A 12,539-nucleotide genomic window follows, 5' to 3' on the forward strand; every position below is an offset into this window, starting at 1 on the left:
GGGGTCACTTATTTAGCGGCATTTTCAATAATAGACTGGACCGTATTAAACCGTTGCAGTAAATCCGGATAGGTGGCGGGTGTGGTGCTTTCATAGGCGCCTCTGCTTTTTCCGAAGGTGGCGCTTTCCAGCGCCCGCGCATTGTCAGACATTGGAGCGGAAATAGCGGTGAGCGATTCCTGGTTACCTCTTCTTGTACCAAAGATGGCATTATGAAGTTTGTTCCAGTATGTTTTTACTATTTCGCCATAGCCCTGTAGCGAGTTCAGGAAAGCACTTTCGTTCCAGCCATTGTATTGATTATTTAATTTGTTGGCAGGTTTGGGGGGGGTGTTTAAAAGTTTTTCTGCGTTGAGGATACCACTGCCAAAACCTTTCGTGGGCAGTTGATCGCTTTTACGCGCGGAGTCCTTCAGTGCCTGCCGGAAGGCTTCTACTCTTTTCCATCCTGCATATTCCGGAGCCCGGAGCTGGTCCTGGTATTTTGCCAGCCAATATGCTGCCGCAGCAGCCACATGTGGTGTGGCGTAGCTGGTGCCATCGCCATAGGCAAAACCTTCGTGGTGATCGCCTTCTGCCTGCCAGATGGGTACCAGCACATCTTCTCCCGGCGCGGTAATATCTACGGTATCTCCTCTTGATGATCCGGTCCATTCCCTGTCCAGCGGGTTAGACGCCGCTACCGCAATGGTGCCGGGAAATACGGCTGGCGCTACTACCGCCTGTACGCTGTTGCCCGCTGCGCAGCACCAGATCACGCCGCTTTCATACGCTTTTTTTGCCAGCCGCGCAGTGGTAAGCGTAGGAGGAATACCCATACTCATGGTAATGATATCAAAACCCTGCGCAATGGCGGCATCCAGTGCTGCAGCCAGTTGTTGCTGCCTGTTGATGATAATAACAGTTTCGGCTATACGAAATGGAACTAGCTTGTAATTATCGGGAGCCAGTAATCCGCAGTTGCCATTACCTGCTGCAGGTGAATAGTCGTGGCCTATTAACAGGCTGCCGGTGCGGGTTCCGTGGCCGGGTTGCTTTCCCGGCGATATGGTACGCAAATCCAGCGCGTTATTGGTATTGTCGAGGAAGTTATAATCGTTGTCGGTATCAAATGCGCCGGCTACTTTTGAATGGTCGGTATAGCCGGTATCAAACTGCACCACCCGGATGCCTTTTTCATGGGGCGATGCGGGCGTTTGCTGTGTCAGTAATATTTTATCAAACCCGGTGGCATACCAGTTCCAGCGCCGGTATTCTTCTGTTTTCCGGCCGGCAACAAATTTGCTGACAGCCGTTACGGTATAATTTTTCAGGAAAGCATCTTCGTTGGGCGTACCATAACCATCATCAAAGAGGAAGCCGGATTCGGTCGGGCCGCCACCTTTCCTGATAATGTTAACGGTATCGGCATTCAGGTATAAAGGCAGGTCTGCTTCTGCATAAAATATTCCCGGTACCTGTGCCAGTTTTCCTGCTTCTTCATGCGCATTGCCACTGAAGTTGGTAGAAAATGTAAACAGCTCTTCTTTGCCAACAACGGCGGTAGCGGGTGTAAGTAGCGACAGCTTCACTCCCGGTGGATATTTTACAGATAATACTGCTTCTATCTGCAGTACCGTTTCTGGTTTATTCAGCGCAGATATGATAAATGCAGTGGGAGTACTGATATTGGGAGATGATGGAACATCCATAGTATTTTCTTTGGGAGATGAAGTAATATCGGGAACATTGGAAGGAATGCTGTTATTGCTCACAGCGGCAGCTGTAACTACATCGGCCACACCGCTCCTGACGCTGGCCTGGTTGGGTAATGCCTGCTTTAACTGCGGTGCTATATTGTCGGTATCTTTAAGTAGGGCGCGGCGGCTCTTTTCCATATCCGGACTTAACGTGGCTTCCCGCACGGCGCTTACAATTACGCTCACTTTAATACCCTCATTGCCGATCCAGTCAATTTCATCGTCCGGTGTTCCAGGGGTGGCCAGCTGTCCACTCCGGGTAAGTACCCGGTTCTGATCATCTGTGCGGGAAAGCCCGCTGTGATGCAGGGCAATGATTTCGCAGGTACCCATTCCAAATACCGGGGAGCCGCTGCTACCGGGCAGTGTATCCGATTCATATACGAGACGGGTGCCTGTTTCAGAGAAGAAGCGGATATCTTTCAGCACCACCTTTTTGGGCAATCCATTGGGATGCTGCACAATTACACAGGATTCTCCCTTGATGATTTTGCCGATGTTGCCATCAAGACGGATGGGTGGAAACTGTGACAGCAGCTCGCCGAAAGTGCCGGTGAGGCTCACTCCTATCAGGGTGAAGTCGAGGCCGCTGTTCAGCGTGGTTTTACTTACTTCCAGGCTGGAGGTCATAAAAAACTTGCGGGCATCCAGTTTAAAGGAAGCGCTTCTTTTCAGCGCTTTGGTAGTAGCGTCTACTTCATAGTTAAACTCTGCAATCATCTCTTCAGCATCATCTGCTGATTCAATCACATGATGGTTGGTCAGCAGGATATCTTCTGTTACGAGGAAGCCGGTGCCTATGGGAGAACCGCCTTTTAAGATACGGCACACCGCCTTCGACATTTCAGATAACCTGTCCAGCACATATTTGTCCTGGAAGTCGGCCGTGCCTGTAATCCGTTCCAGCGCTGTTGCCACCAGTGGCGTGTTTTCGCGGGCCACGCGATATTGCACCCGTGTAGGGTTATCTTCCAGTTGTACTAAAGGCTGATTGGCATCCCGTAACGCGCATAGCTTTCTTTCGGCGGCTTCAAACTGTGGCTGACGGTCGCCAAAACGATTTGCTACTTCCTGGATAACTTTCCAATGAGGTATCATTTATTGAGGGTGTTTATTTGGGGTAGTACGCTTCGGTTTTCTTTCATGAATTTAATCAAAAAAGAAAGAATAAAAGATTATTTGAAATATCTTTTTTGTTATGAAATGATATTCCCGGACAGCGCGGGCCGGCTGCCCGGAAATATGAAAATATTATCCGTAAATAATGAACCCTTTTTCGATAGAATTTATCTTCCTGAATTTTATCCGGAATACACCAATTCCATTGCTGCTGCCATTGGGATTGCTATTGCCTTCAATGGTTTCAATAAAGCCGCCGTTTACAGCAGTTACGATACCCGTATGACCGAAGCCGCCGCCATGACTTTTAATAAAGATGCTGCCCGGAACTACGAGAGAGGGATTATTGATCGCCTTTGCAGTAGTGATTTTCAGTGCCCGGGTTCTGTTCCAGTGATCGAGGCAGCCGGCTGTTTTAACAACCGGGTTGGAAATACCCAGATCTGTCGTAGCCTTTTTAAAACACCAGTATATAAAGGCAGCGCACCAATAGTTGCCGGGAGGCGTATTGGTACTGGCAAGATAGGCTTCTACCTGTGGTCCCCGGTTGCTGCCGGGAGGTACTTCCATCACGCCAATCTGGCTTTCCGTTATTTCAATTGCTTTTGCAAGTAAAGTATTAGGCGCTTCATGCTCTTCCGGTACGCCGTCGTCAAATAACACTTCCCAGGTAATGGCGCCCACTTCACCATCCACTATAAGCGGATTACCAAACCGGTCGCGGTGCATGGCCTGGAATTGTTTTACGGCAGACACAGTTTTAGGCCCAAAGGCGCCTGTGCCCTGCAAAGTGCCGATGCCGAGTTCAATCAGTCTTTGTTGAATTGCTTTTACAATCTGGCTGTTTTTTTCGCCAGCCTTAATTACTTTGTTGGGGTAGTTCATAACAATTGATTTTTAAAATATTGGGGTAAGAATATTATTTCACAATGGTTTTAAACTGTTAATGGGATAGCTGTCTGATGAATCTTTTCCGGGGGTATCTAAAGATAACAACTTCCAGGCACTTTAAAAAAAGGCCGCCTCATCCCGGATGAAGCGGCCTTTCCATTTATATCTTTAGAAATTGGTATTAATAATCAGCGTGTTCCTGTCGGAAGTGGCAAAGTCCATTGGGATAATACCATATCTGCCATGCGTGTTATTGGTGAAATAAGTATTGATCTGTGGATTAATGGCATTGGAAACAGTGGTGATGCTGGGAATACCAAAGATCAGCGATTTATATCCACTGGTGAAATTGAGGTACAGTACCGACTGGCTGCCGTTTTTTGCTTCCGTAAACAGATTGGTAATGCCTGTCCATTTCGTGTTATTATCAGGCACAACATACTGGTCCTGCACACGCAGGGAGGAGTTGGTGTTATTGATAGAAAAGGTGGTATTATCGGCCCAGTTGGTGGCTTCAATACCTTTGGGGGTGCTGGAAGCGCCAAATCGTCTCAGCAGCACAATTTTGCCTCTTACCTGGCCGAGGTTAGGCACTACATCGCTCAGGTACCATTTAGCAGGTTGCAGCTGTGTATAGCTGTCGAAAGTTTGCTCAAAGGAGCGGGTGTTATTGGTAGGATCATACTCCTCTTTTACGCACATTACAATCGTTTCTGAAGGATTGGTTGCCAGGAAATCATAACAGGCGGTGAGCACATCTGTGAAGTTCAGGTTCTGGTAAATAGAACCGTGGTGAATGGCAAAGGCATCGCCGATGTGCCTGCAACGGATATCGAGGAAACGGGTACCGGCATCCAGCTGTTCGCGGATGCTGAGGTTCTGGCATTTGGCGGTGCCGCCAATGGGTTCCACGCGGGCGCCACTGTCGTGTGTGCCGGGAATAGACAGGCTGGTGAGACTGGTATTGTCTGCAATAGCGCTCATCCATCCGGGAAGGGTTACGTTTAAGGTGCTGGTAACAGTGGTATTTTTCAATGTTTCACTGCCGGCTGCAGCATTTGGGTTTACCAGGTCTTTCTTACAGCCAAAAAGAGACAGGATGGCCAAAGCCATGAAAAGGGTTTTTAGGTTCATAGTAGATATTTTATATTAAAAATACAGGAGAATCCTGTTTGGTTCATTGCAATAGAAATTAATTGTTGGTTAACAATCACTGATGGGAATTACATTTCCGGCAGGTGGCTGAAAGGTGTGATTTTTTATGAGGAGAGGAATGCATATCTTTATGCTATATCAACCAGATTAGCTTCGGGGGAAGCACTTAAATTTATTTTGAATACCGTGCAATTAAATAGTGAACCAGATTTACTATTCAGGGTGTCGCAGGGCGATGAGGCTGCCTTTGCACACTTATTCCATACCTACCAAAACAGGCTGGGAGCATTTGTTATGCAGCTTACGGGATCTAAACCGATGGCGGAAGAGATTGTACAGGAAATATTTATCCGGATTTGGGAAAAACGGGATAAGTTAAGCCAGGTAGAACATTTTCATCCGTATCTCTATGCAGTAGCCAGGAACTATAGTTTATCTTTTCTGAAGAAGCTGGGACGGGAACTGGCCCGGAAGCAGGCGTGGGAAATCAGTGTGGTGGCTACCCACAACCAGGAAGATGATACTGTTATTAAAGATTACCGTCGCATTATAGACCAGGCCATCTCTGAGCTGCCGGCCCAGCGTCAGAAAGTATATCTTTTAAGCAGGGATGAAGGTCTTCGTCAGGCCGAAATTGCGGAGCGTATGGCCATCTCTCTGGAAACAGTTAAAAAACACATGGTGCTGGCCCTCCGGTCCATCCGGAGCTATGCAATGGCGCACCCGGAAATCAATTTGCTGATGCTTATTCTGACCACCCCTTTCAGGGGTTAAATTTTTTTTCTTACCCCGTTACCTCTTTTTTATACCTGTTGCTGTCTTATAGTGTAGAATCAATCTATGCTAATGGATAATACCAGGTTGCGCTACCTGCTTAGCCAATATGCGGGTAAAACAATCACCCGGGCGGAACAGTCCGAGTTAAGTGATTTTTTAAATGCGGCAGATAATCAAACGCAGCTGGAATTGCTGATCGAAGAAGCCTGGGTACAGTCGGGTGAGGAAGAGGAAATATTTTTTCCCTCGCCCCAACTAAGCCGGGAACCGGCGCCGCAGCCGCTTAAACGGGTTTACTGGCAGCGTTGGGCCGCAGCCGCATTATTATTAATTGTTGCTGCCAGCGCCTGGCTGCTGGCCACCAGAACACGGAAAGCAGGCAAGTTACCACCCGCGGTAACAGAAAATATAAAAAAAGATGTGAGCCCCGGAGGTACAAAAGCCATGCTCACACTGGCGAATGGGAATGTGATAGCGCTGGATAGCTCTCTGAATGGTACACTGGCCAAACAGGGAAATGTAAATTTACATGTGAGTCCGGGAATGCTGAAATACGACCAAAACAGGCAGACATCTGCCAATAGTATAGCCTATAATATATTAAAAACCCCCAAAGGGGGACAGTACCAGCTGGAACTGCCGGATGGCTCAAAAGTGTGGCTGAATGCCGCTTCTTCCCTGAAATTCCCTACTGCCTTCGTTGGAAAGGAACGTCGCGTGGAACTGAGTGGAGAAGCCTACTTTGAGGTAGCCGGGAATGCCGGCCAGCCATTTTTTGTATCAGTAAATAACGCCAGTATCGCGGTATTGGGCACCAGCTTCAATGTAATGGCTTACGCCGATGAAGCAGCCATGAAAACTACCCTGCTGGAAGGCGCCGTAAAGGTAAGTCAGGCCAATGCCTCCAGTTTATTAAAACCGGGAGAACAATCACTACTGGAACCAAACGGCAAAATGAAAGTAATAGAAAAAGCCGACGTAAGCCTGGCGGTAGCATGGAAAAACGGACTTACTTCTTTTAAAAGTGCAGACATCAAAACAATCATGCGGCAGGTGGAAAGATGGTACGATGTAGAAGTGGTATACAGCGGCCCTATACCAGCCCGCAGCTTCACAGGAGATATTCCGAGAGACGCTAACCTGTCTGAATTACTACGATTACTGGAAATCAGCAGGATCCATTTTAAAATGGAACAACGTAAGCTGATCGTTATGCCGTAAGTATCTTATTTATTATATCAACCAAATGCTATTACCATGAACAAAGGTCCCTGAATGACGCGTGGTAGGAACCGGCATAAAAAACCAGGAGCGATCTCACCCGCCCCTGGAAAAAAGCCTGGGTCTGGTACCTGACATCAATACTTATCAGAAATCAAGAATTATCTAAACCCAAACACCACAAATGTATGCAATCTAATTGTCATGCAAAGCCCGTCTATATACCCGGGCTATTATCAACCATCAAAGATCGCGTCCTGACATTCCGAAAATCAGGCGCCCATCTGAGGATAAAAAAACAACTGATTAAGCAAATGAAAATTACGGCTATCCTCTTAACGGTAGTTTGTTTGCAGATCAGCGCCAAATCTCTGTCGCAACAGATAACCTTGTCGCAAAAGAACGCACCGATCCAGAAAGTATTTGAAGAAATAAAAAAACAATCCGGTTATAAGTTCTGGTATGAAGATGCTATGCTTACGAAAAGTAAGCCGGTAGATATCTCCATCCGGAATGGTTCGCTGGAAGAAGTACTGGCACTGCTCTTCAGAAATCAGCCCTTCAGTTATGAAGTGATCGGCAAAATTATCGCTGTAAAAGAGAAAGATATCAGACTGGAAAATACCACTCCCTTCATCGTAATACCGGAAGTAGTACTCCGTAAAATAAGCGGTTTGGTAAAAGACAGTACAGGCACGCCCATACCAGGTGTTACCGTTCTCGTAAAAGGCACCAAAACAGGCGCCACTACAGATGTACAGGGCCGGTTCAGTTTTGATGTGCCGGAAGGCAATGTAGTACTGGTGTTCACCTCCGTAGGATACGAACCAAAATCCGTTACCCTCGGAACTTCCACATTCCTGAACGTAACGCTTTCCATCGCCTCCAGCGGGTTAAATGAAATGGTGGTAACCGCCCTCGGTATCAAACGTCCGAAAGGAACACTTGGATACGCAATCAGTACCATCAAAGGTGATGAACTTACGAAGGCCGGTTCAACCATGAACCCATTCCTCGCCCTGTACGGTAAAGCAGCCGGCGTAGGCGTAAACGTGGGCGCATCCGGTCCGCAGGGTGGCGTAAGGATCAATATCCGCGGCGCAGCCAGTATGAACCCCGATCAGAACGTAAGACCCCTGTTTGTGGTAGACGGCGTTATCCTGAGCGACCGTAAAACACAGATAGGTGGTGATGTAGGACAGGGATTCGACTATGGCGCCGGTATCAACGATATCAACCCGGACGACATCGAATCGATCGACATCCTGAAAGGCGCCAAAGCCACCGTATTGTATGGTAGTGATGCCGCCAACGGCGTAATGATCATTACCACTAAAAACGGCCGCAATGTGAAAGGATTTGGTATGACCGGTAACATACAACATACCATAGAACAACCGGTATCTTACCTGAAGCTGCAAACCAAATACGGTTTAGGCGAGAACCTCTATGATACCACTTATGAAACCATCAATGGCGTGAAAACCCGCATGCTGCCCAATAAGCGCTTCAGCTTCGGTCCTGCTTTCGATGGCGCCAATGTGATGTTCTACGACAGCTCTATGGTGAAGAATTCGCCACATGCGAATAACTTCATGTCGCTCTTCCAGAACGGTCACTCTACTTCAGCCAACGTAGCCATTGCCGGCAGCAATGAAAAAGGCAGTATCAGGGCTTCTTATACCAACTATAATTACCAGGATATTTCCGGTGATAATTCCTGGCAGAAAAGGAACTCCTTCAGCTTTAATGGTAATATCAAAGCATCCGAACTGGCTTCCTTTGAAGTGATCTCCAATATTTACAGCATCTCTACCCAAAACCGCCGTTCTTCTAATGACGGGCCGGTAGCATGGGGATACCCGGTCGATTATGATTATAACCTGATATATCCTTACTATACAGATGCCACCGGTTATAAAAGGGATCTTTCCAATGCACGTGTATCCGATGCATTTACCAAACTTGGCGAATACATGTGGAACACCAAAATGAACCGCTACAAGGATGAAAACATCCACATGATCACCTCTGCCAAAGTAACACTGAACTTTACAAAGAATATTTTCCTTGTAGGACAGGCAGGTTTGGATTATGATAACACCAACTATAACACACAGGTAAGCATAACCAGGCTGCTTCCAACGGTAGACAAAGGAAGCTTTGGCGTGGCAAAAGAAAACGCTACTACCCAAACTTACCAGGCGTTACTGAACTACAATAAGTCATTCCTGAACAACGATCTCCGTTTATTTGCTTTTGGCGGCGGTGTATACCGGTTGCGTAATGTAGATTACCTGGCCACCAACACCGTTGGCGGTCTTACTTTCCCGGATTGGTATTCTTTCTCCAATCAACTGGGTACACCCAGTGCAGACAATGCACACCTGCTCAGAAACTATACAAGAGGATCTGACGTATTATACAGCTTGCTGGCATCAGCAGCGTTGTCCTGGAAGAATGAATTTACATTGGAATTGCAGGGCCGTCAGGACTGGAACTCTACCCTTCCTCCGGAAAACAATAAGTACTTTTATCCGGGCGCCGCACTTACCTGGAATTATACAGAACGTTTTCAGCTTGCCGGTGTAAACAGCGGACAGCTGAGATTATCATGGGCAGACGTAGGTAACGGTACCACCCGTTATTTCGCCAATAACCTGTATGGATACTCCCGTCTCCCCAGTACAGGCGCCAACTCCGTTTCACCACCCGACAAATTATTACCGGGCGCCCTGAAACCGGAACGTAAAAGAGAATTTGAAATTGGTATCAACAACACCTTCCTGCCACAGGACAGGGTGATCCTCGATTTCTCCTTCTACACCAACCACCGCTACAACCAGATCATCAGTTTACCTATTTCTTCTGCCTCCAGTTCTACCGGAATGATTGTGAACGCGGGTGATGTAAAAGCCTGGGGTTTTGAACTGGCATTAACAGGTGTTCCCCTGGTAGGTAAAAACTATCGCTGGAGCCTCACACTGAATGCCGCCAGCCAGGGATCAAAAGTAATAGACCTGTACCCAGGCGTTACCAATTATCCTTTCAGTAACCTGATCAATGGCGCCGCAGCATCTATTCATGCAGATGAAGGCCGCCCGTATGGCGAAATTGTAATGAACGATTATAAACGTGATGAAGCAGGTAATAAAGTAGTCAACGCCAATGGCATCTATATTCTCGATGATCAGAAATCAACCGTAGCTGGTAATGTAATGCCAAAAGTATACGGCGGGTTTATCTCCGACTTCCAGTATAAGAACTTCAATTTCCGCATCGGGCTGGATTATAAATACGGCGGTACTATTTTCAGTTATACCAACAACCGCTTAACAGGTGTAGGTCAGCTGGAAAATACCATGCAATACCGCGATGAAGAAAACGGAGGTTTGGCTTACTACATCAATAGCAACGAGCAGAACGTTCCGTGGCAGCATTCACAGGCAGCTCCGGCCCAGTCTAAAGATGGGCATGTGTATCATGATGGTTTGATCCTGCCAGGTATGAAAATAGATGATAATGGTAAGTATATTACCAACGATATCATCACCAGCGCTTCTTCCTATTATGGAAGTTACGCGAACGACCTGGCTACCTCTTTCCCGCCGGATCGCGTGTTCAAAAACAATTACATCAAAGTGAGGGAAGTAGCGCTTTCCTATACATTACCTGCGGAAATTTCCAAAAGGATAAGAATGCAAAGGCTCACTGTCACCGCAGCAGCCCGTAACCTGTTCTATCTCTACAAATCTATTCCCAATATTGATCCGGAAGGAGCACTGGGCGCGGATGTTTTCGTGGAAAATACCATCTACCCTTCCCAAAGGACTTACTCCCTGGGGTTAAATGTTGCTTTCTAATGTATAAACTGAAAAAAATGAAAAAAGCTTACTTATATATTTTCCTGCTCTCTGCCTCCTTCCTGGGAGCCTGTAAAAAAGACCTGGAAGACCGGTTCTACGACAAGGACAAGCTCTCCACCGGCAGTACTATAGATGTGGTGCCCGGCTTATTCACCGGCGTGCTTACAAACAATAAAATATTTGCACAGGACTACGGCGAGTGGTATTACCTGCTCAACGGCGGTACCAGCATCACCGGCTATGAACAGGTGGCGCAACGGTTTGTATCTTACCGCTACGACTGGTTCTCCACATACAACGACCTAACCACCGGTAATGGTTTCGATGATTCTCCCGTCAACGGGCAATCTTTCTTTCAGCACAGTTATACCCGGTTGAAGAATTACGAAGTGATCAGCGATTCCGTGAATGCACGTACCGGGCAATTAAAACAGGATGGAGATGTGTACCTGAAACTGGTCAGCTTTATCAAATGTTACCAAAGTGCCAAGCTGGTAGATTTCTTTAATTCGGTTCCTTATTCAGATGCTTTCCAGGGAGCAAAAAAAGAACCTAAATATCTCTTCCCTAAATATGATGATCCGAAAGAGATCTACCAATCTATCATACAGGAACTGGGAACTATTGTAGATGAGCTCCCCGAAGCTTATTCGCAGATGTCGGCTGATGCCAAAACCGTTTTCACGGAGCAGGATATCGCCTTCCACGGCGATATCAATAAGTGGGTGTCTCTCGTCAATTTTACCCGCCTGAAATTACTGGTAAGAATTGCCGGTGTGGAAGAAGCATATGCTAAACCGCTGATCCAGGCTGCATTGGCAAAGCCTTTGCCGCAAACAGACCTTTACTGGTTCTATTGGTATGATATCGTTCCTACCGGTGGTGGAACATGGATTCGGGGTGTTTATGAAAATACCTTTGCTTCCTTTATACCAAACATCATCATGAAAAGGTTGAACTACGGTACACCTGCTTACCAGGAAGGAATTGACGATCCACGCCTGCCGGTGCTGGCTATGCCTACCAAATACCTGGATTATCGTGGGGTATCCGCTAATATAGAAGAACAATCTGCATTGTATAACAGTGGAGAAAGATATTATCCGTATGCAGATAATATTGCATCTACTTTCTCTACCAATGCAAAATCTACTTACAACCATGCTACCTTCCACCAAAATGCGAAGATGCCGGTGTATATGAGTTCATTAGGAGAACTGGATCTGCTGCTGGCAGAAATAGCATTGAAAGGATTAGCCAATACAGGTAAAACTGCAGAAGAGCATATCAAAGATGAGGTAACACACTCTGTCGATTTCTGGTATACCATTAATCAACTGAGCAGCTATGCCAAAACCCAGATGACGCCTGCACAAACAGCGATGGTATATCCTGCCAAACCATCTGCTGCAGTAGTGAGCGCATGGGGCGATGTTGTGAAAGCCAAATTTACATTGGCTGCTACCCTGGACGACAAAATGGAAATCCTCATGCAGCAAAAATATATTCACCTGAACCTCTACCAGCCTTATGAACTGTGGGCAGAGTTGAGAAGGACCCGTCATCCGAAGCTGGAACCATTCACCTGGCACACTTCCGTATGGAAGCCAATGCCGGAAAGAGTACGGTATCCAACTATTGAGCTGACCAACAACCCGGACAACTTCAAGAAAGTAGCAGGAGAAAATAATTTAACCAGCCCGATTTTCTGGGTGCCTGCCGCTGCAAGAGCAAAAAACCCTTATTGGGATAACTATAATTATCAATAGCA

Annotated in this window: 7 protein-coding genes; 4 read left to right on the top strand and 3 right to left on the bottom strand. The window is 46.8% G+C overall.

The window, feature by feature from the left end; translation table 11 throughout:
- Positions 1-8: 8 nt before the first annotated feature.
- The 3 genes from ACMXI2_RS00140 to ACMXI2_RS00150 form a co-directional block, all read right to left on the bottom strand.
- Positions 9-2,837, bottom strand: coding sequence for a S8 family serine peptidase (locus ACMXI2_RS00140; protein WP_483779722.1), 2,829 nt, complete (start codon positions 2,835-2,837; stop codon positions 9-11).
- Positions 2,838-2,990: 153 nt separating this feature from the next.
- Complete coding sequence (locus ACMXI2_RS00145) at positions 2,991-3,743, bottom strand: CHAP domain-containing protein (protein WP_483779723.1); 753 nt, start codon at positions 3,741-3,743, stop codon at positions 2,991-2,993.
- A 174-nt stretch (positions 3,744-3,917) separates the two neighbouring features.
- A complete protein-coding gene (locus ACMXI2_RS00150) occupies positions 3,918-4,883 on the bottom strand; it encodes a phosphatidylinositol-specific phospholipase C (RefSeq protein WP_483779724.1) in 966 nt (321 codons plus the stop codon).
- Positions 4,884-5,090: 207 nt separating this feature from the next.
- On the opposite strand from ACMXI2_RS00150, the gene ACMXI2_RS00155 reads away from it, so the two are divergent.
- The 4 genes from ACMXI2_RS00155 to ACMXI2_RS00170 all read left to right on the top strand — a co-directional run bounded on the left by ACMXI2_RS00155 (position 5,091) and on the right by ACMXI2_RS00170 (position 12,537).
- The gene (locus tag ACMXI2_RS00155) at positions 5,091-5,678 is read left to right on the top strand and encodes an RNA polymerase sigma-70 factor (RefSeq protein WP_483779725.1); all 588 of its coding nucleotides are present in this window, start codon (positions 5,091-5,093) and stop codon (positions 5,676-5,678) included.
- Positions 5,679-5,750: 72 nt separating this feature from the next.
- Positions 5,751-6,902, top strand: coding sequence for a FecR family protein (locus ACMXI2_RS00160; RefSeq protein ID WP_483779726.1), 1,152 nt, complete (start codon positions 5,751-5,753; stop codon positions 6,900-6,902).
- Positions 6,903-7,216: 314 nt separating this feature from the next.
- Positions 7,217-10,765, top strand: coding sequence for a SusC/RagA family TonB-linked outer membrane protein (locus ACMXI2_RS00165; RefSeq protein ID WP_483779727.1), 3,549 nt, complete (start codon positions 7,217-7,219; stop codon positions 10,763-10,765).
- A 17-nt stretch (positions 10,766-10,782) separates the two neighbouring features.
- Entirely contained in the window at positions 10,783-12,537 is a 1,755-nt protein-coding gene (locus ACMXI2_RS00170) for a SusD/RagB family nutrient-binding outer membrane lipoprotein (RefSeq protein ID WP_483779728.1), read from the top strand.
- The last annotated feature ends 2 nt before the right edge of the window (positions 12,538-12,539 follow it).

It is taken from the genome of Chitinophaga sp. G7 BAM 1005 (assembly GCF_057126945.1).